The 25,173-nt window shown below is 56.8% G+C and carries 25 protein-coding genes; 8 read left to right on the forward strand and 17 right to left on the reverse strand.

Annotated elements, in window-relative coordinates:
* Nucleotides 1-158: 158 nt before the first annotated feature.
* Genes INF58_RS12530 through yobA form a run of 3 tightly spaced genes read right to left on the reverse strand, consistent with a single transcriptional unit; the run spans nt 159 to nt 1,756 of the window.
* Nucleotides 159-497 carry a YebY family protein gene (locus INF58_RS12530; RefSeq protein ID WP_063868473.1) on the reverse strand — a complete coding sequence of 113 codons (339 nt, stop codon included), beginning with the start codon at nt 495-497 and terminating at the stop codon, nt 159-161.
* A 16-nt stretch (nt 498-513) separates the two neighbouring features.
* Nucleotides 514-1,383: a copper homeostasis membrane protein CopD gene (copD, locus tag INF58_RS12535; RefSeq protein WP_193527792.1), complete on the reverse strand. Its 870-nt coding sequence runs from the start codon at nt 1,381-1,383 to the stop codon at nt 514-516.
* Between the two features lies 1 nt (nt 1,384).
* Entirely contained in the window at nt 1,385-1,756 is a 372-nt protein-coding gene (gene yobA, locus INF58_RS12540; RefSeq protein WP_107535597.1) for a CopC domain-containing protein YobA, read from the reverse strand.
* Nucleotides 1,757-1,893: 137 nt separating this feature from the next.
* Here yobA and INF58_RS12545 point away from each other — a divergent pair, with 137 nt between their 5' ends.
* From INF58_RS12545 to exoX, 3 genes are all read left to right on the forward strand, one after another.
* Nucleotides 1,894-2,124, forward strand: a complete 231-nt coding sequence (locus tag INF58_RS12545; protein ID WP_003859784.1) for a DNA polymerase III subunit theta — start codon at nt 1,894-1,896, stop codon at nt 2,122-2,124.
* A gap of 111 nt (nt 2,125-2,235) precedes the next feature.
* Nucleotides 2,236-2,886, forward strand: a complete 651-nt coding sequence (locus INF58_RS12550) for a carbon-nitrogen hydrolase family protein (RefSeq protein ID WP_193527793.1) — start codon at nt 2,236-2,238, stop codon at nt 2,884-2,886.
* 24 nt (nt 2,887-2,910) lie between these two features.
* On the forward strand, nt 2,911-3,573 hold the full coding sequence (exoX, locus tag INF58_RS12555) for an exodeoxyribonuclease X (protein WP_063450101.1): 663 nt from the start codon (nt 2,911-2,913) through the stop codon (nt 3,571-3,573).
* Here the strand turns inward: exoX and ptrB are convergent.
* A complete protein-coding gene (ptrB, locus tag INF58_RS12560; protein WP_193527794.1) occupies nt 3,555-5,630 on the reverse strand; it encodes an oligopeptidase B in 2,076 nt (691 codons plus the stop codon). The genes exoX and ptrB overlap by 19 nt on opposite strands.
* A 75-nt stretch (nt 5,631-5,705) precedes the next feature.
* Entirely contained in the window at nt 5,706-6,356 is a 651-nt protein-coding gene (locus INF58_RS12565; protein ID WP_063450103.1) for a tellurite resistance TerB family protein, read from the reverse strand.
* A 170-nt stretch (nt 6,357-6,526) separates the two neighbouring features.
* Here INF58_RS12565 and purT point away from each other — a divergent pair, with 170 nt between their 5' ends.
* The gene (purT, locus tag INF58_RS12570; protein ID WP_193527795.1) at nt 6,527-7,705 is read left to right on the forward strand and encodes a formate-dependent phosphoribosylglycinamide formyltransferase; all 1,179 of its coding nucleotides are present in this window, start codon (nt 6,527-6,529) and stop codon (nt 7,703-7,705) included.
* Between the two features lie 42 nt (nt 7,706-7,747).
* Here purT and kdgA read toward each other — a convergent pair whose 3' ends face one another.
* The 3 genes from kdgA to zwf form a co-directional block, all read right to left on the reverse strand.
* Nucleotides 7,748-8,389 carry a bifunctional 4-hydroxy-2-oxoglutarate aldolase/2-dehydro-3-deoxy-phosphogluconate aldolase gene (gene kdgA / locus INF58_RS12575; protein WP_063450105.1) on the reverse strand — a complete coding sequence of 214 codons (642 nt, stop codon included), beginning with the start codon at nt 8,387-8,389 and terminating at the stop codon, nt 7,748-7,750.
* Nucleotides 8,390-8,428: 39 nt separating this feature from the next.
* Nucleotides 8,429-10,240: a phosphogluconate dehydratase gene (gene edd, locus INF58_RS12580; protein WP_193527796.1), complete on the reverse strand. Its 1,812-nt coding sequence runs from the start codon at nt 10,238-10,240 to the stop codon at nt 8,429-8,431.
* A gap of 230 nt (nt 10,241-10,470) precedes the next feature.
* Nucleotides 10,471-11,946: a glucose-6-phosphate dehydrogenase gene (zwf, locus tag INF58_RS12585; protein ID WP_022648481.1), complete on the reverse strand. Its 1,476-nt coding sequence runs from the start codon at nt 11,944-11,946 to the stop codon at nt 10,471-10,473.
* 356 nt (nt 11,947-12,302) lie between these two features.
* Between zwf and INF58_RS12590 the strand changes: the two genes are divergently transcribed.
* The gene (locus tag INF58_RS12590; protein WP_193527821.1) at nt 12,303-13,172 is read left to right on the forward strand and encodes a MurR/RpiR family transcriptional regulator; all 870 of its coding nucleotides are present in this window, start codon (nt 12,303-12,305) and stop codon (nt 13,170-13,172) included.
* Nucleotides 13,173-13,286: 114 nt separating this feature from the next.
* Nucleotides 13,287-14,729: a pyruvate kinase gene (gene pyk / locus INF58_RS12595; protein WP_010432595.1), complete on the forward strand. Its 1,443-nt coding sequence runs from the start codon at nt 13,287-13,289 to the stop codon at nt 14,727-14,729.
* Between the two features lie 35 nt (nt 14,730-14,764).
* Here pyk and lpxM read toward each other — a convergent pair whose 3' ends face one another.
* The 3 genes from lpxM to znuA all read right to left on the reverse strand — a co-directional run bounded on the left by lpxM (nt 14,765) and on the right by znuA (nt 18,135).
* Complete coding sequence (gene lpxM, locus INF58_RS12600; RefSeq protein WP_063868466.1) at nt 14,765-15,736, reverse strand: lauroyl-Kdo(2)-lipid IV(A) myristoyltransferase; 972 nt, start codon at nt 15,734-15,736, stop codon at nt 14,765-14,767.
* 119 nt (nt 15,737-15,855) lie between these two features.
* Nucleotides 15,856-17,175, reverse strand: a complete 1,320-nt coding sequence (gene mepM / locus INF58_RS12605; protein ID WP_193527797.1) for a murein DD-endopeptidase MepM — start codon at nt 17,173-17,175, stop codon at nt 15,856-15,858.
* Nucleotides 17,176-17,190: 15 nt separating this feature from the next.
* The gene (znuA, locus tag INF58_RS12610; RefSeq protein ID WP_129741652.1) at nt 17,191-18,135 is read right to left on the reverse strand and encodes a zinc ABC transporter substrate-binding protein ZnuA; all 945 of its coding nucleotides are present in this window, start codon (nt 18,133-18,135) and stop codon (nt 17,191-17,193) included.
* Nucleotides 18,136-18,212: 77 nt separating this feature from the next.
* On the opposite strand from znuA, the gene znuC reads away from it, so the two are divergent.
* Complete coding sequence (gene znuC, locus INF58_RS12615) at nt 18,213-18,968, forward strand: zinc ABC transporter ATP-binding protein ZnuC (RefSeq protein WP_193527798.1); 756 nt, start codon at nt 18,213-18,215, stop codon at nt 18,966-18,968.
* Nucleotides 18,965-19,750, forward strand: coding sequence for a zinc ABC transporter permease subunit ZnuB (znuB, locus tag INF58_RS12620; RefSeq protein WP_063450110.1), 786 nt, complete (start codon nt 18,965-18,967; stop codon nt 19,748-19,750). Before znuC ends, znuB begins: the two co-directional genes overlap by 4 nt.
* A gap of 65 nt (nt 19,751-19,815) precedes the next feature.
* On the opposite strand, the gene ruvB is transcribed toward znuB, so the two are convergent.
* The 6 genes from ruvB to aspS form a co-directional block, all read right to left on the reverse strand.
* The gene (gene ruvB, locus INF58_RS12625) at nt 19,816-20,826 is read right to left on the reverse strand and encodes a Holliday junction branch migration DNA helicase RuvB (RefSeq protein ID WP_003859753.1); all 1,011 of its coding nucleotides are present in this window, start codon (nt 20,824-20,826) and stop codon (nt 19,816-19,818) included.
* Between the two features lie 8 nt (nt 20,827-20,834).
* Nucleotides 20,835-21,449, reverse strand: a complete 615-nt coding sequence (ruvA, locus tag INF58_RS12630) for a Holliday junction branch migration protein RuvA (protein WP_023312236.1) — start codon at nt 21,447-21,449, stop codon at nt 20,835-20,837.
* A gap of 81 nt (nt 21,450-21,530) precedes the next feature.
* Nucleotides 21,531-22,052: a crossover junction endodeoxyribonuclease RuvC gene (gene ruvC, locus INF58_RS12635; RefSeq protein ID WP_003859749.1), complete on the reverse strand. Its 522-nt coding sequence runs from the start codon at nt 22,050-22,052 to the stop codon at nt 21,531-21,533.
* Nucleotides 22,053-22,086: 34 nt separating this feature from the next.
* Nucleotides 22,087-22,827 (reverse strand): YebC/PmpR family DNA-binding transcriptional regulator, encoded by a 741-nt coding sequence (locus INF58_RS12640; protein ID WP_006176049.1) that lies wholly within the window; start codon nt 22,825-22,827, stop codon nt 22,087-22,089.
* A gap of 27 nt (nt 22,828-22,854) precedes the next feature.
* Complete coding sequence (gene nudB / locus INF58_RS12645) at nt 22,855-23,298, reverse strand: dihydroneopterin triphosphate diphosphatase (RefSeq protein ID WP_063450111.1); 444 nt, start codon at nt 23,296-23,298, stop codon at nt 22,855-22,857.
* 1 nt (nt 23,299) lies between these two features.
* Nucleotides 23,300-25,072 (reverse strand): aspartate--tRNA ligase, encoded by a 1,773-nt coding sequence (aspS, locus tag INF58_RS12650; RefSeq protein WP_063868464.1) that lies wholly within the window; start codon nt 25,070-25,072, stop codon nt 23,300-23,302.
* Nucleotides 25,073-25,173 lie beyond the last annotated feature (101 nt).

Here is a 25,173-nt window from a genome sequence, read left to right on the forward strand (position 1 = left end):
AGGCTCAATCGCCTTGCCCTTTAAGAATAGATGACGACGTCAGGTTTTCCAGTCCACAGTAAAAGTGGCCTGAAAAAAAGCGTTAAAACATCACTAAATGTGAAAAACCGCAGAGCTTTTACAAGCACCTGCGGTTTTTTTTATTGGAAACCTGACTGCTAGCAGAGTTTTTCAGCGCGCTCAATAAACGGCGCCAGGCTCTTCTTCTGACCGGGGTTTGCCGGATCGTCGACCTGGATCACGCTGACAGGCTGTCCGTTACTTTTGCCGCTGGCAACCTGCTGCTCCGCAACGTCATTTAACGGATACTGCACGAGCGTACTGGGATTAATGACGTACAGCGCGTGGCCGGGACGGCAGGTGAGCATGACCTCTTCACGGTTGAAAGCCCAGTTGTCCTTGCCCACCTCGAACCGGCTGACGGTGATGACCTGCGGCGCGGCCAGCGCACTGCTGGCACAGGTGAGAAGTAAAAGAGAAAGCAGCGTCTTTTTCATATGTTATTTAACCTTGTCAGAAGGGTTCCCAGGTCGCGAACAGGCTGACGGCCGCCAGTACCAGCGCCCCCAGCACCACTTCTGCCTGTGTCATCCTGATAAAAATCTGTTGTTCCCGCCCGGCATCAGGGCGAAAGCGTGGCACAAGAAAATACCGATTCGCCAGCGCAATTGCCACCATCATGATGACCAGCGCACATTTGAACAACAACAGCCGTACATAAGGCGCCTGCCACGGCACGTCTATGCCCACAATAAAGAGCGTGTTGATGATCCCGGTCAGCAGCACGCCGCCAACGGCGTAATGCCCCACGCGGGAGAAGCGCATCATGGTGAAGATAGCGGCTGGCTGCCAGCGGCCTTTCGCCAGACGCATACAGAACAGCAGCGGCAGTAACCCGCCCACCCAGGTCGCGGCGCACAGCAGATGAAGCGCATGGTTCAGACGATGCAACGCTCCCGGTGCGCCGCCGTTCATTGCGGCATGTCCGACGCCCGCCAGCAGCACAAGTTGCCCCATGGCCAGGAGTAACAGCCGCGAGCCTTTCTGCGGAGTTAGCCATGCCGCGCCCGCGGTCACAGCGGCCAAAACCATTTGCCACAGCCAGACGCCACCAAACTGCGTTCCCAGCACGCCGTGCCAGACCGCCGGGCTAATGACATCGCCCCAGCCGTTACCCATTAACCCACTTTGCAGGCCGAACATCAGCAGAGCAGCCATCAGGCTGATTAAAGCCGCGTTTTTCTGCTGGCGCTGGAAACGCTGCGTCATGAGGCGCTGCAACGAAGACGGTGCAAACCAGACGCTGTAAAGCGCGTTGCCGAAGAGCAGCATCAGCGCAGCAAAATGGATAAAGCGTAACGCTACGTAGCTCAGGGCCAGCATACTATTTCACGCTAAAGTGATAGCTGCCCTTGGTTTTGTGGCCGTCCACGGAGACCACGTGCCAGTCCACCGTGTAGGTGCCGGTCGGCAACGGTTTCTCAAGGGGAACAATCAGCTTTGCGTTATCCTTCTCGTCACGCTTCACCGCACCGGTCTGGATCGTGTGCTTCTGCGCGTCCGTCACCACAACGCCGCTAAAGGCTGGCTCAATGCCTTCCGAGAAATTCAGGGTAATGACGTCGGGTGCCGTCGCGACGGTATTTTCCTGCGGGGATTGTTGCTTAAGGTGCGCATGGGCCAGAGCTGAGGGCGCGGTTGCTGAAGAGAGCAGAAAAACCAGCGCGCACGCGACGCGGGAAGGGGTAAAGTGCATCACAATCATTCCTTTTCGTTATGCCTGAATGCTAAAGAATAACTCTGTATAATTAACGAGTCGAGGAACATCCTTTGCTCCCTTGTCATCGTTGAACAATCGCGGTAACGTTGCCGCCGCAGAAAAAGGAGAAGGAAATGAACGTTAACCTGGCCGCCCTTCCTCAGGACGAGATGGACAAAGTGAATGTCGATCTCGCCGCCGCGGGTGTCGCATTCAAAGAGCGTTACAATATGCCCGTCGTGGCTGAAGTGGTAGAGCGTGAACAGCCTGCACATCTGCGCGACTGGTTTCGCGAACGTCTGATCGCGCATCGCCTCGCTTCCGTCAACCTCTCACGCCTGCCGTACGAACCTAAAGTTAAATAAGCTTAACGTCTCGTTACACTTCCTTACGCGTTATGTGGCAGGATAAGAAAACCCTGATAAATTTAGGTGTAATCTTAAAATCCCAGCGACTTAGTGTATAAGGAAGTCACGATGTCACGATGGAATATAGCCGCGGCCCAGTATGCTCCGCGGCACAACTGTGTTGATGAGCACGTAAAACATCACCTGCACTTCATTGACGAGGCGGCCTGCCAGGGGTGCGATTTAGTGGTCTTTCCCGAGCTTTCCCTTACCGGCCCTGGCGGGGCAACTTTACCCCCACCGCCTGACGATTTGCAGCTCGCTCCCCTCCTTCACGCCGCGCAGTCACGTTTCATCACGGTGATTGCCGGTATTACGCTCCAGCAACACGGCCAGCGTCAGAAAGGACTCGCGCTTTTCACGCCCAGCCTGTCGACCATCCGCCGTTATCCGCAGGGCAACGGTGCAGGTGTGATACCCGGCGATAAACGGCTATTCATCGTTGATAACCAGGCTGACGCCCCGGAACTGGACCTGGAGGCAACCCTGTTCACCAGCAGCCTGGCGGTGGGCGAGCACCGCTGGCGGCAGTCCATCGGTTCGTTACAACGCTTCGCGCATAAATACGCCATCGCGGTGTTGATGGCGAACGCGCACAGCGGCAGCGCGTTATGGGATGAAAAAGGTCAGCTTATCGTCCGTGCCGACAAGGGCGAACTGCTGTTAACCGGTTCTTTGGGCCGACAGGGTTGGCAAGGCGATATCATTCCATTAGGCTAAGCCTTTTAGGATCAGGAGCGATCAATGCTACGCGTTATTGATACCGAAACTTGCGATTTGCAGGGCGGAATTGTGGAAGTCGCTTCTGTCGACGTGATTGACGGAAAGATAGTCAACCCAATGAGCCACCTGGTGCGTCCGGATCGTCCCATCAGTGCGCAGGCGATGGCCATTCATCGCATTACGGAATCGATGGTGGCGGACAAGCCGTGGATTGAAGAGATCATCCCCCTCTACCACGGCAGCCAGTGGTACGTCGCGCATAACGCCAGTTTTGACCGCCGTGTGCTGCCGGAGATGCCCGGCGAATGGATTTGCACCATGAAGCTGGCGCGCCGCCTGTGGCCGGGGATCAAATACAGCAATATGGCGCTGTATAAGTCGCGCAAACTCAGCGTGCGGACGCCGGAAGGACTGCATCATCACCGCGCCCTATATGACTGCTACATCACCGCGGCGCTCCTGATTGATATCATGAATACATCCGGCTGGACGCCAGACGATATGGCGACCATTACCGGCCGCCCCGCACTACTGACCACCTTCACGTTCGGTAAATACCGGGGGAAACCGGTAGCGGAGGTGGCGGACAACGATCCGGGCTACCTGCGCTGGCTGTACAACAACCTCGACAGAATGAGCCCGGAACTGCGCCTGACGCTGAAGCATTATTTAGGCGAAGCCTGAGTTCCCGCACGGCCTGGCAGCGTATCCTGCGCCAGGCCAATCAAAAAGGCATACTCCAGCGCCACCCCTTCATAGGATTTAAATCGCCCTGATTTCCCCCCGTGCCCCGAGTCCATATCGGTACACAGCAGCAGCAGATTATCGTCTGTTTTCAGCTCGCGCAGCTTCGCCACCCATTTCGCTGGCTCCCAGTACTGCACCTGGGAATCGTGCAGGCCGGTGGTCACCAGCATATGCGGATAGGCTTTCGCCTCGACGTTATCGTACGGGCTGTACTCTTTCATGTACCGGTAATAGGTTTCATCCTGCGGGTTCCCCCACTCTTCAAACTCACCGGTGGTCAGCGGAATAGACTCGTCCAGCATGGTCGTCACCACGTCCACAAACGGCACCTGGGCGATAACGCCTTTAAAAAGCTCAGGCCGTTGGTTAATCACAGCGCCCATTAACATGCCTCCGGCGCTGCCCCCCATGCCAAAGCAGAGCTGCGGATCGCCATACCCCTGGGCGAGCAGCGCATCGCAGACGTCCAGGTAATCATTAAAGGTATTTTTCTTTTTGAGAAATTTTCCGTCTTCATACCAGTGCTGACCCAGCTCGCCGCCGCCGCGAATATGGGCAATCGCATAAACAAAGCCACGGTCGAGCAGGCTCAGCCTGCTGCTGCTGAAATCGGCGTCCATGCTGGATCCGTAGGAGCCGTAACCGTAGACGAGGATGGGGTTTTTACCTTTGTTGAAGTGGTCCTTATGGTAGACGAGAGACACGGGGACTTCGACGCCGTCGCGCGCGGTCACCCACAGGTGCTCACTGCGATAATTCTCCGACTCAAATCCCCGGACCTCCGCCTGTTTAATCACCTGACGCTGCCCGGTGTCCATATCCAGTTCAAACAACGTGTCCGGTGTGGTCATCGACGAATAGCCATACCGCAGGCGGGACGATTCCGGTTCCGGGTTAAAGCCAATCCACGTGACGTAAGCCGGGTCATCAAACGCGATACCCACCACCTCGCGGGTTTTGCGGTTGATTTGGCGGATACTGGTCAGCCCGCGCTGACGCTCCTCCACCACCAGCCAGTCTGTAAACAGGGTGAACCCCTCCAGCATCACCTGATCGCGGGCGGGAATTAACACTTCCCACTTCCGTTCATCGCGCACTTTGGTTTTATAAAGGCCAAAGTTTTTGCCCTCGCGATTTGAACGCAGGTAAAAGCTGTGCTGGAAGTGATCCAGGCTGTACTCATGATCTTTACGGCGCGGCAGGAAGCACAGCGGCTGCGCATCCGGCAGTTCGGCATCCAGCAGCAGCACCTCAGAGGTGGTGGCGCTGGAAAGGAAGATAATCACGTAGTGGCGAGACGAGGTTTTATGCAGGCTGACGTAGAACGTCTCGTCTTTTTCCTCGTACACCAGCTCGTCGTCGGCGGAATCGGTCCCCACCGTATGGCGCCAGACCTGATAAGGCAGCAGCGTTGAGGCATGCTTTTTAACGTAGTAGACCGTTTCTGAATCGTTGCCCCAGACAAAATCGGGGGAAACATTATCCAGCATTTCGGGATACCAGTTCCCCGTCTCAAGATTGCGGAAGCGCAAACCGTACTGCCGGCGGGAAAGATAATCCTCCGCCAGCGCCATAATGGCGTTATCAGGGGAAATCGACATGCCGCCCAGCGTGTAAAACTCACTGTGGGCCGCACGTTTGTTGGCATCAAGCAGGATATCCCATTCGTCCCACTCGGCACTCAGCACCGACTGGCGCTGATAGATGGGATATTCGTTTCCCGGCTCGTAAATATGGCGATAGCGATAGCCATTTTTGCACCATGGGGCTGAGACATCGCGCTGGGGAATACGCTGCACCATTTCGCTCAGGAGCCTGTCCTGAAGCGCCTGCTGGCTGGCCATGACCTTTCGGCCATAGTCGTTTTCCTCGTGCAGATAGTCGAGCACCTCTGGCCGGGAACGAGAATCGTCCCGCAGCCAGTAGTAGTTATCTATACGCGTATCGCCATGCGTGACGATCGCATAAGGAGTACGTCGGGCTTTTGGAGGCATGGCATTCTTACTTTTTCGTTTTACATCCTATAAGGTTGGCAAAACGCGCGTATGATGCAAGCGAAACATGCCCTTCTAGCCCGCGAGGGTCTGTTTCTGCTGCTGAATATCCTGCTCGATCCCCTCACGAACGTCCTGCGGGATCTTCAGCGCATCGCCGAGGGCGTTCAGGTAGCTGCGCTCCATAAAGTGATCGACATCAATAGCGGCACAGCTCAGAAAATAGAGTTCCAGCGCCTCTTCTTCGTTTTTCACGCTTTGCGCCAGGCGCTGCGGATCGAGCGGCTGTTCAATGGCCTGCGCCACCAGCGCTCTGCCCTGCTCCTCGACGCCCGCTTCCCGCATTTGCTGTTCGATCGCGGCGCGTTCACTGGCATCGATATGCCCGTCGCTTTTGGCCGCGAACACCAGCGCGAGGATCAGACGCTCGGTGCGTACGTCTAGCGACGTCGCCTGCTTCCCGTACTGCGGTTCATCCTGATGCGCGTTGCGCACTTTGTCCTTGTATTTATTCCATAAAACGCTGCCCGCAATGGCTCCTCCGCCCGCCAGCAGCGCGCCGGTGCCATATTTCGTCAGCAGCTTCCGCGATGATTTATTGGCAACCAGCAAACCGGCCAGCCCGCCGAGCGCTCCCGGCACCAGCAGCTTGCTTAGACCCTGCTCGCCGGACGACGAGCCTTTTTGTCCCAACAGGGATTGCAGTTGATTCATCCAGCCTGACATATTTTTCCTCACGTTACGGTGCGTACTTTCACAGCCTAAGCGAGCAGGTGTCAGGAAATGTCTGTCAGTGCTAAAGAAGCGCAAATTTCTCCCCTGCCCTGGCTATCCCCATACAAGACAGACGCAAACGTTTTCGTTTATACTGCCCGCAACTTTTTCAGGGGGATTTTATGACTCGTTTAGGAACCGCGCTGCGCCCTGCCGCGACGCGCGTAATGCTGTTGGGATCGGGTGAACTGGGTAAAGAAGTGGCCATTGAATGCCAGCGTTTGGGCGTGGAGGTGATTGCGGTGGACCGTTACGCGAACGCCCCAGCGATGCACGTCGCGCATCGCTCGCACGTCATCGATATGCTTGACGGCAATGCCCTGCGGGCGTTGATTGCCGAGGAAAAACCGGATTTCGTGGTGCCTGAAATTGAGGCCATTGCCACTGAGGTGTTGGTGGCCCTTGAGCAGGAAGGCCAGCGCGTAGTGCCTTGCGCCACAGCGGCAAAACTGACCATGAACCGGGAAGGCATTCGTCGCCTGGCCGCAGAAGAATTACAGCTCCCGACGTCAAGCTACCGTTTTGCCGGGGATAAAGCTGCGTTTCTCCAGGCCGTCGAAGAGATTGGCTACCCGTGCATCATTAAGCCGGTAATGAGCTCCTCCGGCAAAGGGCAGAGCTTTATCCGCGACAGCAGTACGCTGGACCAGGCCTGGGACTATGCCCAGCAGGGCGGTCGTGCCGGTGCCGGGCGCGTCATCGTGGAAGGCGTGGTGAAGTTTGATTTCGAAATTACCCTGCTTACCGTCAGCGCCGTGGACGGCGTTTATTTCTGCGACCCGATTGGTCATCGTCAGGAAGACGGCGATTATCGCGAATCCTGGCAGCCGCAGCAGATGAGCGCGCTGGCGCTGGCGCGCGCGCAGGAGATCGCCCGCAAGACGGTGCTGGCGCTGGGCGGCTACGGCCTGTTCGGGGTGGAACTGTTTGTTTGCGGCGACGAGGTGATTTTCAGCGAAGTCTCCCCTCGCCCGCACGATACCGGGATGGTCACGCTGATTTCACAGGATCTCTCCGAGTTTGCGCTGCACGTGCGCGCTTTCCTCGGCCTGCCGGTTGGCGGCATTCGTCAGTACGGCCCGGCTGCCTCCGCGGTGATCCTGCCGCAGCTGACCAGCCAGAATGTCACCTTTGATAACGTCGAAGGTGCGGTTGGCGCAGGCTTGCAGGTCCGACTGTTCGGCAAACCGGAGATCGACGGCACCCGTCGTCTGGGCGTGGCGTTAGCAACCGGGGATAACGTGGACGAAGCCGTTGCAAGAGCGAAAAGAGCGGCTGCGAACGTCAGCGTTGCAGGATAAAAAAAACGGGCCACGTGGCCCGTTTTTCTTACTGCGAATCGCTTACTGTTTCGCGCCTTCTACCGCTTCGCGAGCCAGTTTAGTGATGCGATCCCAGTCGCCCGCTTCCAGCGCATCCGCAGGAACCAGCCAGGAGCCGCCGATGCACAGCACGCTTTTCAGCGCCAGGTAGTCGCGGTAGTTGGCCGGAGAGATACCGCCCGTTGGGCAGAAACGCACCTGCGAGAATGGACCCGCAATCGCCTGCAACGCTTTGGTGCCGCCGTTCGCTTCAGCCGGGAAGAATTTAAACTCTTTCAGGCCGTAATCCATGCCCAGCATCAGTTCAGAAACGGTGCTGATACCCGGGATCAGAGGAATAGTGCCTTCGGTTGCGGCTTTCAGCAGCGGCTCGGTCAGACCCGGGCTGATGGCAAACTGTGCGCCCGCTTCGGTCACTTCCGCCAGCTGCTGCGCATTCAGAACCGTACCTGCACCAACGATCGCGTCCGGCACTTCTTTGGCGATAGCGCGGATCGCATCCATCGCACAGGCAGTACGCAGGGTCACTTCCAGAACGCGAACGCCACCCGCAACCAGCGCCTTCGCCATCGGAACAGCGTGCTCCAGTTTATTTACCACAATAACCGGCACGACAGGGCCAGTGGTCAGGATTGCTTCTGCACTTGTTTTCCAGTTTTTCATCAGAGTTTTCTCTCGCCAGATCGTTAAAATCAAGTCGTATTAAAACGTAATACAGGTTGCGCCCTGCTCCGCACCGGAGAGTTTCTCGCGCAACGCACCAAACATTTCACGTCCGGTACCCACGCGCGACGCGCTCAGGTCAGGAATATGTGGCTGACGTGCCGCCAGCTCTGCTTCATCCACCAGCAGGGTTAACTCGCCTGTCTGACCGTTAACGCGGATCATGTCACCATCACGGACTTTCGCCAGCAGACCACCGTCGTAGGCTTCCGGGGTGACGTGGATAGCTGAAGGCACTTTACCGGATGCCCCGGAGAGGCGTCCATCGGTGACCAGCGCAATTTTGAAACGGCGGTCCAATAATACACCAAGCGGCGGCATAAGTTTATGTAATTCTGGCATCCCGTTCGCTTTTGGTCCCTGATGACGCACAACGACCACGCAGTCTTTATCCAGCAGACCCGCGTCAAAGGCAGGTAAAACGTCGTGCTGGCTTTCAAACACCACGGCCGGGGCTTCAATCACCTGATTCTCTTCCGGCACGGCAGAGGTTTTCATCACCGCACGCCCAAGGTTACCGCTCAGCACTTTGGTGCCGCCGTGAGGAGAGAACGGTTTCTCGAAGGTGGCAATGACCTGCGGATCGAGCGAGTCGCTTGCCCCTTCACGCCAGTCCAGCTCACCGTTGTTCAGCCATGGCTCAAGGGTATAGCGATGCAGGCCAAAGCCCGCCACCGTGTTGACATCCTCATGCAGCAGGCCGCCTTTCAGCAGCTCGCGCATCAGCACCGGCACGCCGCCCGCCGCCTGGAAGTGGTTAATGTCCGCCGGACCGTTCGGGTACAGACGCGCCATCAGCGGCACCACGGAGGAGATATCGGAGAAGTCATCCCAGTTGATCAGAATGCCCGCCGCGCGCGCCATTGCGACCAGGTGCATGGTGTGGTTGGTTGAACCGCCGGTTGCCAGCAGGGCAACGATACCGTTGACGATGACTTTTTCATCCACCATTTTGCCCATCGGCATCCATTCGTTGCCGTTACCGGTCAGGCGGGTGACCTGACGGGCTGCGGCTTCGGTCAGCGCCTTACGCAGCGGCGCGTCCGGCTGAATGAACGAGGAGCCCGGCAGCTGCATTCCCATAAACTCCACCACCATCTGGTTGGTGTTGGCCGTACCGTAGAACGTACAGGTGCCCGGCGCGTGGTAAGACGCAGCTTCCGCTTCCAGCAGCGCCTTACGATCCGCTTTTCCTTCGGCATACAGCTGGCGAATACGTACTTTTTCTTTATTCGGCAGACCGCTTGCCATCGGACCTGACGGCACAAAAATCGCTGGCAGATGGCCAAACGACAGCGCGGCCATCACCAGCCCCGGGACGATTTTGTCGCACACGCCCAGATAGAGCGCACCATCAAACATATTGTGCGAGAGGCCAACCGCCGCAGACATGGCGATCACTTCGCGGCTCAGCAGCGACAGCTCCATGCCGTCCTGCCCCTGGGTGACGCCGTCGCACATGGCCGGCACGCCGCCCGCAACCTGGCCCACCGCGTTTACGCTATGCAGTGCGTTGCGAATGATGTTCGGGTAAACCTCGTACGGCTGGTGGGCAGAGAGCATGTCGTTATAGGAGGTAATAATGGCGATGTTGTTACGCAACATGCTTTTCAGCGCCTCTTTATCGCCAGGCTGACAGGCGGCGAAGCCGTGGGCCAGATTCCCGCAGGCCAGCTGCGAGCGGTGGACCGTTTCGCTCTTCGCCTGTTCGATGCGGGCGAGGTAGGCAGAACGGGTCTCTTTCGAGCGCTCAATTATGCGTTGTGTTACGCGTAACAATGTCGGATTCATAAAAGCTCCTCTAATTTATCTGTCCGGGCTCGGGAGTTTACACAGGTTCTGACGGTTGTTAACAACGCTGAAACGCCTGTTATCCGGAGCGCAGGGGCAAAATGTCTAAGAGGAGTGTAATAAAAAAAGCTCCGCGGGTGAATCCACGCGGAGCTTAAAAAGTAAAAATGATGCCACTTGCTGTGTTAGATCATGTTACCGGTAAAATAACACCTATGGGCTAGAGAGCTTTACTCAAACTCGTTCCAGGAGCGGCCATCGCGGGTGATCATCGCAACGGAGGCAACTGGTCCCCATGTTCCCGCCTGATACGGTTTTGGCGCATCCTGATCGGCAGCCCACGCTTCGGTAATGGAGTCGACCCATTTCCACGCCTCTTCCACTTCATCGCGACGGACGAACAGCGCCTGGATACCGCGCATGGTTTCCAGCAGCAGACGCTCGTAAGCATCGGCCAGATGCGTCTGGTTGAAGGTTTCAGAGTAGCTCAGGTCCAGCTTGGTGGTTTGCAGGTTGTGCTTGTGATCAAGACCCGGCACTTTGTTCAGGATCTGAATATCCACACCCTCGTCCGGTTGCAGACGGATGGTCAGTTTGTTCTGCGGCAGCTCCTGCCAGGATTCTTTGAACAGGTTCAGTTCCGGGTTTTTGAAGTAGACCACCACTTCGGAGCATTTTGCCGGCAGTCGCTTACCGGTACGCAGGTAGAACGGCACGCCGGCCCAGCGCCAGTCGTCGATATCCACGCGGATCGCCACAAACGTCTCGGTATTGCTGGACTTGTTCGCGCCCTCTTCTTCCAGATAGCCAGGGACTTTTTTCCCCTGGGCAAAACCTGCGGTGTACTGACCGCGAACGGTTTTCTCACGCACGTTGGAGCGGTCGATACGGCGCAGTGATTTCAGCACTTTCACTTTGGCGTCACGAATGCTGTCGGCCGTCAGATCCGACGGTGGAGACATGGCAATCATGCACAGAATTTGCAGCAGGTGGTTCTGGATCATGTCGCGCATCTGGCCGGCCTGGTCAAAGTAACCCCAGCGGCCTTCGATACCCACCTCTTCCGCCACGGTAATTTCCACATGGTCAATGGTGCGGTTGTCCCAGTTGTTCACAAACAGGGAGTTAGCAAAGCGCAGCGCCAGCAGGTTCAGAACCGTCTCTTTGCCCAGGTAGTGGTCAATACGGTAAACCTGGCACTCCTCAAAGAACTCGCCCACCTGGTCGTTGATTTCACGAGAGGTTGCCAGCGACGTGCCCAGAGGCTTTTCCATCACAACGCGCGCCGGTTTGGCGTTCAGCTTCGCTTCGCCCAGACCTTTGCAGATGGCGCCGAAGGTGCTTGGCGGCATGGCGAAATAGTTAATGGTGACGCGATTTTCCTGGTCCAGCATTTCACCCAGACGGGTAAAGGCACTGACATCATTGACGTCCAGGTTACAAAAATCGAGGCGCCCGCTCAGCTTATCCCACAGGCTTTCATCGATTTTTTCTTTCATGAACGTTTCGAGCGCCTCGCGCACGACTTTGGTATAAGCTTCTTTATCCCAGTCGGCGCGCCCTACCCCAAGGATTCGGGTGTCGGGATGGATCTGGCCCGCTTTTTCCAGCTGATACAGGGAAGGCAGCAATTTTCGGCGTGCAAGATCGCCTTTCGCGCCGAAAATGACCAGGTCACATGCCTGGGCTGTTTGCGTTACCGCCATGTCATTCTCCTCAGTTAGATCGCCTGGTACTCTGCCAGGTATCGTTGTAATTTTATTACAATGCACTGTACTGCTTTTACGCATTTCCTGAAACCATTAGCGCTTAACGTCACGTGCGATACGGCGATTTTTCATCGTCCAGACCTTTCAGCCCGTCTAATGACGCAACAAACGTCGATTCTTTGCGCAACGGAGTCAGGGCAAAACCCGACGTCGATCAAGTAATGAAAAAAAACAACAACATTTCTTGTCGACGGTTACCCTTTCGGAAGTCCCGGGGGTAATATCGGCTAAATCGAATCAGGGTTTCATCTCTGTATGAAATCGTTTATGCCCTCATGAGCGTCTTGTTAACAATGAACATGCTGGAAAAAATCCAGTTTCACCTGGAACACCTTAGCAAATCCGAGCGCAAAGTGGCTGAAGTTATTCTCGCCGCCCCCGCTCAGGCGATTCATTCAAGCATCGCCGCTCTGGCACAGGAATCGGGCGTCAGCGAACCGACGGTTAATCGATTCTGTCGTAGTCTGGACACGCGCGGCTTTCCTGATTTCAAACTGCATCTGGCCCAAAGTCTGGCAAACGGCACCCCGTATGTTAATCGCAATGTGGATGAAGACGACAGCGTTGATGCTTACACCGCGAAAATATTTGAATCGGCAATGGCGACGCTCGACCACGTGCGCCAGTCTCTGGATATGAGTTCGGTGAACCGCGCGGTTGATTTGCTTACGCAGGCCAAACGGATTGCCTTCTTTGGCCTTGGCTCGTCGGCTGCCGTGGCGCATGACGCCATGAATAAATTCTTTCGCTTCAACGTGCCGGTGATTTATTCCGATGACATTGTGCTGCAACGCATGAGCTGTATGAATTGTAGCGAAGATGATGTCGTAGTCCTCATCTCCCACACGGGCCGCACAAAGAGCCAGGTCGAGCTGGCGCAGCTCGCGCGTGACAACGATGCGATGGTCATCGCCCTGACGACGGCGGGTACGCCGCTGGCCCGGGAAGCGACGCTCGCCATTACCCTGGACGTACCGGAGGACACCGACGTCTACATGCCGATGGTCTCCCGCCTGGCGCAGTTGACGGTCATTGACGTGCTGGCGACCGGTTTTACCTTACGCCGGGGCGCAAAATTCCGGGATAACTTGAAGCGGGTCAAGGAAGCCCTGAAAGAATCGCGTTTTGATAAAGAATTGCTTATAAAGAGCGATGTTCCCTAATAACGACGAAGTACGATTTACGGCATTCGGTCCCCTCGCTACTGCCTTGCAATAGATGAAGTCCGATTCAATGTTCACGCAACACCAAAGTTGTTTCAGTCAACGGAGTATTACATGTCCAGAAGGCTTCGCAGAACCAAGATCGTTACCACCTTAGGCCCGGCCACTGACCGCGATAATAACCTCGAGAAGATTATCGCCGCGGGTGCCAACGTGGTGCGTATGAACTTCTCTCACGGTACGCCAGAAGATCATAAATTACGTGCCGATAAAGTACGTGAAATCGCAGCTAAACTGGGCCGCCATGTTGCTATCCTCGGCGATCTTCAAGGTCCAAAAATTCGCGTATCGACCTTCAAAGAAGGCAAAGTTTTCCTCAACATCGGCGACAAATTCCTGCTGGATGCCAACCTGAGCAAAGGTGAAGGCGATAAAGAGAAAGTGGGTATCGACTACAAAGGTCTGCCTGCTGACGTTGTGCCAGGCGACATCCTGCTGCTGGACGACGGTCGCGTACAGCTGAAAGTGCTGGAAGTTCAGGGTATGAAGGTGTTCACGGAAGTGACCGTCGGCGGCCCGCTCTCCAACAACAAAGGCATCAACAAGCTCGGCGGTGGCCTGTCTGCCGAAGCGCTGACCGATAAAGACAAAGCGGATATCGTGACCGCAGCACAGATCGGCGTAGATTATCTGGCCGTCTCCTTCCCGCGCTGCGGCGAAGATCTGAACTATGCTCGCCGTCTGGCGCGCGACGCGGGCTGCGATGCGAAAATCGTTGCGAAAGTTGAACGCGCGGAAGCAGTCTGCGATCAGGACGCGATGGATGACGTGATCCTGGCGTCTGACGTCGTGATGGTTGCCCGTGGTGACCTGGGTGTAGAAATCGGCGATCCTGAGCTGGTCGGCATCCAGAAAGCGCTGATCCGTCGCGCGCGCCAGCTGAACCGTGCGGTGATCACCGCCACCCAGATGATGGAATCCATGATCACCAACCCAATGCCGACCCGTGCGGAAGTGATGGACGTGGCCAACGCCGTGCTGGACGGTACCGATGCGGTGATGCTGTCAGCCGAAACCGCTGCCGGTCAGTACCCGGCGGAAACCGTGGCCGCCATGGCGCGCGTCTGCCTGGGCGCAGAGAAGATCCCAAGCATTAACGTCTCCAAGCACCGCCTGGATATCCAGTTCGATAATGTGGAAGAAGCGATTGCGATGTCCGCGATGTACGCAGCAAACCACCTGAAAGGGGTCACGGCAATCATCACTATGACCGAATCTGGCCGTACCGCGCTGATGACGTCCCGCATCAGTTCCGGGCTGCCGATCTTCGCCATGTCCCGTCACGAGCGTACGCTGAACCTGACGGCGCTGTATCGCGGCGTGACGCCGGTGCACTTCGACAGCACTAACGACGGCGTGGCCGCTGCGCACGATGCGGTAAATCTGCTGCGCGACAAAGGTTACCTGGTGTCCGGCGATATCGTTATCGTGACGCAGGGTGACGTGATGAGCACCATCGGCTCAACCAACACCACCCGCGTACTGACCGTAGAGTAAGACCCGATCCCCTCTCCCCTAAGGGAGAGGGTTTCCTATTTCTTAGGGAACAGCTCTTTACGCTTGTACGGCTCCGTTTCGCCAGGCTTACGCGTTTTGAGCAGCTTAAGGATCCACGTATATTGCTCCTTATGCGGCCCCACCAGCACTTCCACCTCTTCATTCATACGGCGCGCAATGGTGCGATCGTCTGCGGTCAGCAGATCGTCCATCGGCGGACGTACCTCAATGCTCAGGCGATGCGTTTTGCCGTCATACACCGGGAACAGCGGGATCACGCGGGCGCGACAGACTTTCATCAGGCGTCCAATCGCGGGTAGAGTCGCTTTATAGGTCGCGAAGAAATCAACAAACTCGCTGTGCTCAGGGCCGTGGTCCTGATCGGGCAGATAGTAGCCCCAGTAGCCCTGACGCACGGACTGAATGAAGGGCTTGATGCCATCGTTACGCGCGTGTAAACGTCCGCCAAAGCGACGGCGTACGGTATTCCAGACGAAATCGTAGATTTTGTTTCCCTGGTTATGGAACATCGCCGCCATTTTCTGGCCCTGCGAGGCCATCAGCATCGCCGGAATGTCGACTCCCCAGCCGTGCGGCACCAGAAAAATCACCTTTTCATCATTGCGACGCATCTCGTCGATGATCTCCAGCCCTTTCCAGTCAACGCGGTCAACAATCTTCTCCGGCCCTTTCAGCGCCAGTTCCGCCATCATCGCCATCGCCTGTGGCGCGGTGGTATACATGTCATCAATAATTGCTTCGCGTTCGGCGTCGGTTTTATCCGGGAAGCAGTACAGAAGATTGATTTGCGCACGACGGCGCGCGCTTTTGCCTAAGCGGCCAGCCAGTCGCCCGACCTTGCCGAGCACCGGATCGCGGAGGGAAGCAGGTAGCAACGCCATGCCAGCAAACGCGTATACGCCAAGCCAGGCGCCCCAGTTACGCGGGTGGCGAAAAGATTTTTCAAACTCGGGAATGTACTCAATATTGTTTTTTTTGGTTTCCATGCGGGTTCCAGGGTCTGGTGACGCAAAAATATATTCAGATAGTGTAGCGAGGCAGCCGTCCGCGTACAAAAGAAAAAGCCGGCGCACACTGACGCCGGCTTATTTTTGAGGGTGTTAGCTTAGTCGAAGCGCAGCTGTGGCATCACCTCTTTCACCTGCGCCAGGTAATTTTTGCGATCTTTCCCGGTCAGCCCTTCGGTGCGCGGCAGTTTCGCCGTCAGCGGGTTAACCGCCTGCTGGTTGATCCACACTTCGTAGTGCAGGTGCGGGCCCGTCGAACGGCCGGTGTTCCCGGACAGTGCGATGCGGTCGCCGCGTTTCACTTTCTGGCCCGGTTTGACCAGCAGTTTACGCAGGTGCATGTAGCGGGTGGTGTACGTACGACCGTGACGGATAGCCACGTAATAGCCAGCAGCGCCGCTGCGTTTCGCCATCACCACTTCACCATCCCCTACCGCCAGCACTGGCGTACCCTGCGGCATGGCGAAGTCAACGCCACGGTGCGGCGCTACGCGGCCCGTTACCGGGTTCAGACGACGCGGGTTGAAGTTGGAGGAGACGCGGAACTGTTTAGCCGTTGGGAAACGCAGGAAGCCTTTTGCCAGGCCCGTACCGCTGCGGTCATAGAACTTACCGTCTTCCGCGCGAATGGCGTAGTAGTCTTTGCCATCTGAACGCAGACGCACGCCCACCAGCTGGCTCTGCTCGCGCTTGCCGTCCAGCATTTCGCGGGACATCAGGACAGAGAACTGATCGCCTTTTTTCAGTTTGCGGAAATCCATCTGCCACTGCATGGCTTTGATCACCGAGCTGATTTCAGCGCTGGTCAGGCCGGCATCGCGTGCACTGGAAACAAAGCTGCCGCCAACGGTCCCTTTCATGACGCTATTCACCCAGTCGCCCTGCTGCATTTCACTGGTCATTTTGAAACCGTTTGCCGTGCGATCGTAGGTGCGGGTTTCGCGGCGGGACATTTCCCAGGTCAGACGTTGCAGATCGCCATCGGGGGTTAAGGTCCAGGAAAGCTGCTGACCAATTTTCAGGTTACGCAGTTCTTTATCGGAGGCGGCAAGCTGGCTGATGTTGCCCATGTCGATACCGTACTGGTTCAGCACGCTGCTCAGCGTGTCGCCCGTCGAGACCACATATTCATGAATGCCGGCTTCATTCTGGATTTTGTCATCCAGCTCGTCCTGAGGAATCGCTTCATCTTCCTGAGCGGCCTGATCGATAGGCTCGCTGGCCTCGGGCAGCAGAGAGCGGATTTCGCTCTTCTCCAGTTCGATGGTTTTGATGATAGGGGCAGAACTCGGGTGGTAAACATAGGGCCGCCAGACGGCGACCGCTAAGGTGAGAACTGTAAGCGACCCCAGCATAACGCGGTGGGGTCGAGGCAGATTGTTAAATGCCAGGGCGACAGAGCGGGCTATCTGTTGCACGTATTCACTTCCTCGTTAATCTCCTTTCAGGCAGCTCGCATACTGATTCGCCAGTTGGCTGAGGAACTGCGAATAGCTCGCTTTGCTCAACTGGATGTTCGTACCTAGCGGGTCAAGGGTTCCCATGCGCACGGATGTTCCCCTGGCCACGGCTTCTACGACCGCTGGCCTGAACTGTGGCTCAGCAAAAACGCATGTCGCTTTTTGCTCAACCAACTGTGTTCTGATTTCATGTAAACGCTGCGCACCAGGCTGAATTTCAGGGTTGACGGTAAAATGCCCCAGCGGGGTCAGACCGTAATGTTTTTCGTAATAGCCGTAAGCATCATGAAAAACGAAGTACCCTTTTCCTTTAAGCGGTGCGAGCTCGTTCCCTACCTGTTTATCGGTTGCGGCTAACTGAGCCTCAAAATCCTTCAGGTTGGCGTCGAGTTGGACTCGACTTTGCGGCATAAGTTCCACTAATTTGTCGTGGATTGCAACCGCTGAAAGCCGCGCTATCTCTGGGGAAAGCCAGAGATGCATGTTGTACTCGCCGTGATGGTGATGGTCGTCACCTTTTTCGTCGTGAGCATGACCGTGGTCGTGTTCGTCACCGTCGTCCTCAGATCCTTTCATGAGCAACGGTTTCACGCCGGACAGCTCACCAATCGCCACCTGTTTCGCGGCGGGAACCTGTTTCGCCGTTTTCTGCATGAAGGCTTCCATCTCAGGACCGATCCAGACAACTAAGTCCGCGTTCTGTAAGCGTTTTACGTCGGACGGGCGTAAAGAATAATCATGTTCGGAGGCGCCGTCAGGCAGCAGAACCTGGGTCTCCGTGACCCCATCGGCGATGGCAGCGGCGATAAAGCCTAGCGGTTTAAGCGAAGCGACAACGGCAGCGTTAACATCTTGTGCAGTTGTACCCCAAAGTGCAGCGGATAAAGCAGCGAAAAGAAGCGTATTTTTCTGTAACATAATGCGACTAATCATCGTAATGAATGTGTGGAATGTGATATTATAACATTCGATAACTTCTGCAAGCTTAAATTGACATGACGACTTTAGTTTCTCTTGAAAATGTGTCGGTCTCATTCGGCCAGCGCCGCGTCCTTTCTGACGTGTCACTGGTTCTGAAGCCCGGCAAAATACTGACGCTGCTCGGCCCTAACGGGGCGGGTAAATCAACGCTGGTGCGCGTCGTGCTAGGCCTGGTCACGCCTGATGAAGGGCTGATCGCCCGCGAAGAAAAGCTGCGTATCGGCTATGTGCCGCAAAAACTGCATCTTGACGCCACGCTGCCCCTGACGGTGAGCCGCTTCCTGCGCCTGCGCCCCGGTACGCTAAAAGCGGATATCCTCCCTGCCCTGAAGCGCGTTCAGGCGGGTCACCTCGTCGATGCCCCTCTGCAAAAGCTTTCGGGCGGGGAAACCCAGCGCGTATTGCTTGCCCGCGCCCTGCTCAGCAGCCCTCAGCTGCTGGTGCTGGACGAGCCGACGCAGGGCGTTGACGTTAACGGTCAGGTTGCGCTCTACGACCTCATCGACCAGCTTCGCCGTGAACTGAACTGTGCGGTGCTGATGGTTTCCCATGACCTGCATCTGGTAATGGCGAAAACCGACGAAGTGCTGTGCCTGAACCACCACATCTGCTGTTCCGGTACGCCGGAAGTGGTGTCAATGCATCCTGAATTTATCTCCATGTTTGGCCATCGTGGCGCCGAACAGCTGGGCATTTATCGCCATAATCACAATCACCGCCATGATTTACAGGGACGAATTGTCCTGCGTCGGGGAAATGGACACTCATGATTGAACTGTTACTGCCCGGCTGGCTGGCCGGGATTATGCTTGCCTGCGCCGCGGGTCCACTCGGCTCGTTTGTCGTGTGGCGCAGAATGTCCTATTTCGGCGATACGCTGGCCCATGCTTCCCTGCTGGGCGTCGCGTTTGGTTTGCTGCTGGACGTGAACCCGTTCTATGCGGTGATAGTCGTCACGCTGCTGCTGGCCGCCGGTCTGGTCTGGCTGGAAAAACGCCCTCACCTCGCAATTGATACCCTGCTCGGCATTATGGCGCACAGCGCCCTGTCGCTGGGCCTGGTGGTGGTGAGCCTGATGTCAAACATCCGCGTTGACCTGATGGCCTATCTGTTTGGCGATCTGCTTGCCGTTACGCCAGAGGATCTGGTTTCCATTGCCATTGGCGTAGTGGTGGTGCTGGGCATATTGCTGTGGCAGTGGCGAAATTTGCTGGCGATGACCGTCAGTCCGGATCTGGCCTTTGTCGACGGCGTGAAGCTTCAGCGCGTGAAGCTGCTGCTGATGCTGGTCACGGCATTAACCATTGGCGTGGCGATGAAGTTTGTCGGGGCACTGATTATCACGTCGCTGCTGATTATCCCTGCCGCCACGGCGCGCCGTTTTGCACGTACCCCAGAGCAAATGGCCGGTATCGCGGTGGTTATCGGGATGATCGCCGTCACGGGCGGGTTAACCTTCTCGGCGTTTTATGACACGCCGGCAGGACCGTCGGTGGTATTGAGCGCGGCGGTATTGTTTGTTTTCAGTATGATGAAAAAGACCGCGCAGTAGTCAGCATGTCCCCGGTAGCGCTTCGCTTACCGGGGCTACAAAAACGTTCCGCCACCCGGCATGATTTAAGGCATCGCCGGCGGAGTTATCCCGAAATGATTCCACGCTCGCACCGTCGCCATACGACCGCGCGGGGTACGCTGTAAGAAGCCCTGCTGGATCAGATACGGCTCCAGCACGTCCTCAATGGTTTCACGCTCTTCGCCAATGGCCGCCGCCAGGTTATCCAGCCCTACCGGCCCGCCAAAGAACTTATCCAGCACCGCCAGCAGCAGCTTGCGGTCCATATAGTCAAAGCCTTCGGCATCCACGTTCAGCATGTCCAGCGCCTGGGCGGCAATCTCAGCCGATATGGTGCCGTCGTGCTTCACTTCGGCGAAGTCGCGCACGCGACGCAGCAGGCGGTTGGCAATACGCGGCGTACCGCGGGAACGCTTCGCCACTTCAAACGCCCCCTCTTCGCTCATATCCAGCCCCATGTAGCGCGCGCTGCGGCCCACAATGTGCTGAAGATCGGGCACCTGATAAAATTCCAGACGCTGGACGATGCCAAAGCGGTCGCGCAGCGGAGAGGTCAACGACCCGGCGCGCGTCGTGGCGCCAATCAGGGTAAACGGCGGCAGATCGATTTTAATGGAGCGCGCCGCCGGCCCTTCGCCAATCATGATATCCAGCTGGTAATCTTCCATTGCCGGATAGAGCACTTCCTCCACCACCGGCGACAGACGGTGGATTTCATCGATAAACAGCACGTCGTGCGGTTCGAGGTTGGTCAGCATCGCCGCCAGATCGCCCGCTTTTTCCAGCACCGGGCCGGAAGTGGTACGTAAATTTACGCCCATCTCGTTGGCGACGATGTTTGCCAGGGTGGTTTTACCTAAGCCTGGCGGACCAAAAATCAGCAGGTGATCGAGCGCATCGCCGCGCAGCTTTGCCGCCTGGATGAAAATCTCCATCTGGGAACGAACCTGTGGCTGGCCGATGTACTCATCCAGCAGTTTTGGACGGATCGCGCGATCCACCACGTCATCTGGCTGAATGGTGCCTGCCGATACCAGGCGGTCTGCTTCAATCATCCTTTACCTCACAATGCAGCGCGCAGCGCTTCACGAATCAGGGTTTCACTGCTGGCGTCCGGTTTAGCAATTTTACTCACCATCCGGCTGGCCTCCTGAGGTTTATAGCCCAGCGCTACCAGCGCGGCAACCGCTTCCTGCTCGGCATCGTCATCCGTCGCTGGCCCGCCCGGTGAAGTCAGCACCAGATCGGCGGCCGGGGTGAACAGATCGCCATGCAGGCCTTTAAAGCGGTCTTTCATCTCGACGATAAGACGCTCGGCGGTTTTCTTGCCGATGCCCGGAAGTTTAATCAACGCAGCCGGATCTTCGCGCTCAACGGCGTTCACAAACTGCGGGGCTGACATACCGGACAAAATCGCCAGCGCCAGCTTCGGCCCGACGCCGTTGGTTTTGATTAATTCGCGGAACAGGGTGCGTTCCTGTTTGTTATTGAAGCCGTACAGCAGCTGAGCGTCTTCACGCACGACAAACTGGGTAAAAACAATCGCCTCTTTGCCCGCGTCGGGCAGCTCGTAGAAGCAGGTCATCGGCATATGGACTTCATAGCCCACGCCACCCACTTCCAGCAGCACTAACGGGGGTTGTTTTTCAATGATGATGCCTCTGAGTCTGCCTATCACGTGACGCTCCTGCGTTCTGGAAAAGTGTTAACTGGCGACATAATAAAAAAAGGCTGGATAAACATCCAGCCTGATTTCTTATTATCGTAACCTGCCTCGCGCCAGATTGAGCCGCGACTCGCTCATTTGCATCGCGTTCTGGCTGACGTGGCAGTGGGTAATCGCAATCGCCAGCGCATCCGCGGCGTCGGCCTGCGGGTTCGCGGGAAGCTTCAGCAGGGTGCGCACCATATGCTGCACCTGACTTTTCTCCGCGCTACCGATGCCCACTACCGTCTGTTTAACCTGACGGGCCGCGTACTCAAATACCGGCAGATCCTGGTTCACGGCGGCAACAATCGCCACGCCGCGCGCCTGTCCGAGCTTTAACGCCGAATCCGCGTTCTTCGCCATAAAGACCTGCTCAATGGCGAAATAGTCCGGCTGGAACTGGGTGATAATCTCCGACACGCCCGCATAAATGAGCTTCAGGCGCGACGGCAAATCGTCCACTTTAGTGCGAATACAGCCGCTGCCGAGGTAGGTTAGCTGGCGTCCCACCTGACGGATAACGCCATAGCCGGTGACGCGCGAGCCGGGGTCAATCCCAAGGATAATCGACATCACGCGTCTCCCGTAAACGGTTCAGGCTGGCGCATTACAGCGTCGCAGCCACCTCATCAGAGATTTCACCGTTGTGATACACTTCCTGGACGTCGTCGCAGTCTTCGAGCATGTCGATCAGACGCAGCAGCTTAGGCGCGGTTTCCGCATCCATATCCGCTTTGGTGGACGGGATCATGGACACTTCAGCGTTATCCGCCTTCAGGCCAGCCGCTTCCAGCGCATCGCGCACGGCACCCATCTCTTCCCACGCGGTGTAAACGTCAATCGCACCGTCGTCGTAGGTCACCACGTCTTCCGCGCCCGCTTCCAGCGCCGCTTCCATGATGACGTCTTCGTCGCCTTTCTCGAAGGAGATGACGCCTTTTTTGCTGAACAGGTAAGCTACGGAGCCGTCTGTGCCCAGGTTACCGCCGGTTTTGGTGAACGCGTGGCGCACTTCCGCAACGGTACGGTTACGGTTGTCAGACAGGCATTCAACCATTACCGCCGTACCGCCAGGGCCGTAACCTTCATAAATGATGGTTTCCATGTTCGCGTCTTCGTCACCGCCCACGCCACGTGCGATGGCGCGGTTCAGGGTGTCACGCGTCATGTTGTTGGACAGGGCTTTATCCACCGCCGCACGCAGGCGCGGGTTAGAGGCCGGATCGCCGCCGCCCAGACGCGCCGCTGTTACCAGCTCACGAATGATTTTGGTAAAGATTTTACCGCGCTTGGCATCCTGTGCCGCTTTACGGTGTTTGGTGTTGGCCCACTTACTATGACCTGCCATAAAAAGTTCTCCAAAAATCGCGCCTTCTCAGGCAGCGTTAATTACAAATTCTTCAATCGCCTGCCGGTTGCTCCATGACTTGGTCAGTGCGGCGGCATCCGCCGCATCGACCCAGCGGTAGGTCAGATGTTCAGTGAACACGATCTCCCGCTCATGGGGAAGCGCAAGGCAGAACCACGATTCCGTATTGCGCTCAATGCCCGGCGCATAGCGATGACGTAAATGGCTAAAAATTTCAAACTCCACCGTGCGCTGACAGTCCTTCAGGGTCAGTTGCTCGCGAGCAACGTCAATGGCGACCTCTTCCTTTACTTCACGCGCGGCGGCCTGCGGCGCGGTCTCCCCCTCTTCCAGGCTGCCGGTAACCGACTGCCAGAAATCAGGATCGTCGCGCCGCTGCAACATCAGCACCCGCTTCGTGTCCAGGGCATAAATGACAACTAAGACAGAAACGGGAAGCTTGTATGCCATATCAGTTTTTCTCTTCCTTCTTCACCACCTCAATGCCCAGCTCGGCCAGCGCGGCCGGGTTGGCAAAGCTTGGCGCTTCGGTCATCAGACACGCCGCTGCGGTGGTTTTCGGGAAGGCGATAACATCACGGATGTTGTCGGTGCCGGTCAGCAGCATGGTCAGACGGTCAAGACCGAATGCCAGACCCGCGTGCGGAGGCGTACCGTACTTCAGGGCGTCCAGCAGGAAGCCAAACTTCTCGCGCTGCTCCTGCTCGTTAATGCCCAGAATGCCGAACACGGTCTGCTGCATTTCACCGCTGTGAATACGCACGGAACCGCCGCCCACTTCGTAGCCGTTGATAACCATATCGTAGGCATTCGCTACCGCATCTTCCGGTGCTGCCTTCAGCTCCGCCGCCGTCATGTCTTTTGGCGAGGTGAACGGGTGGTGCATCGCGGTCAGGCCGCCTTCACCGTCGTCTTCAAACATCGGGAAGTCGATAACCCACAGCGGCGCCCATTTGCTTTCGTCGGTCAGATTCAGGTCTTTACCGAGCTTCAGACGCAGCGCGCCCATCGCATCCGCAACAACTTTCTTGTTGTCTGCGCCGAAGAAGATCATGTCGCCGTCCTGGGCGGCGGTGCGCTCAAGGATCGCTTCCACGATGTCCGCGTTCAGGAATTTCGCCACCGGGCTGGTGATGCCTTCCAGACCTTTCGCGCGCTCGGTCACTTTAATATAGGCCAGACCTTTCGCGCCGTAGATCTTGATGAAGTTGCCGTAGTCGTCAATTTGCTTACGGCTTAAGGACGCGCCGCCCGGTACGCGCAGGGCAGCCACGCGGCCTTTCGGATCGTTAGCCGGGCCAGCAAAGACCGCGAACTCCACGTCTTTAACCAGGTCAGCCACGTCCACCAGCTCCATCGGGTTACGCAGATCTGGTTTGTCGGAACCGTAGCGACGCTCGGCTTCCGCGAAGGTCATGATCGGGAAATCGCCCAGCTCAACGCCCTTGACGTCGTTCCACAGGCTACGCACCAGCGCTTCCATCACTTCACGCACCTGCTCGGCGGTCATGAAGGAGGTTTCCACATCGATCTGGGTAAATTCTGGCTGACGGTCAGCGCGCAGGTCTTCATCGCGGAAGCATTTTACAATCTGGTAGTAGCGGTCGAAGCCGGACATCATCAGCAGCTGTTTGAACAGCTGCGGAGACTGCGGCAGCGCATAGAATTTGCCTTTATGGACGCGGGATGGCACCAGGTAATCGCGCGCGCCTTCCGGCGTGGCTTTGGTCAGCATCGGGGTTTCAATATCGAGGAAACCATGATCGTCCATAAAGCGACGCACCAGACTGGTGATTTTCGCACGGGTTTTCAGGCGCTGAGCCATCTCCGGACGACGCAGATCCAGGTAGCGGTATTTCAGACGCGCTTCTTCGGTGTTGACGTGGTTGGAGTCCAGCGGCAGCGCTTCCGCGCGGTTGATAATCACCAGATCGGACGCCAGCACTTCGATAGCGCCGGTCGCCATCTCGGCGTTGATGTTTTTTTCGTCACGCGCACGCACGGTGCCCGTCACCTGAATGCAGAACTCATTACGCAGCTCAGAAGCCAGCTTCAACGCATCAGCGCGATCCGGATCGAAGAACACCTGAACGATACCTTCGCGGTCACGCATATCAATAAAGATAAGGCTACCAAGATCGCGACGACGATTGACCCAACCACACAGGGTAACCTGCTGCCCGACGTGGGACTGACGCAGCTGCCCGCAATATTCTGTACGCATGAGATATCCCTTAATTAGCCGCAGGCTGATTGTTGCCTGTCTTGCAGGCTACGATGTCGCAGCTTTCTGTATGTCACAACTGGATGAAAAAAGGCGGCTAT

Source organism: Enterobacter cloacae complex sp. P24RS (assembly GCF_014982165.1).
Lineage (GTDB): Bacteria > Pseudomonadota > Gammaproteobacteria > Enterobacterales > Enterobacteriaceae > Enterobacter > Enterobacter quasihormaechei.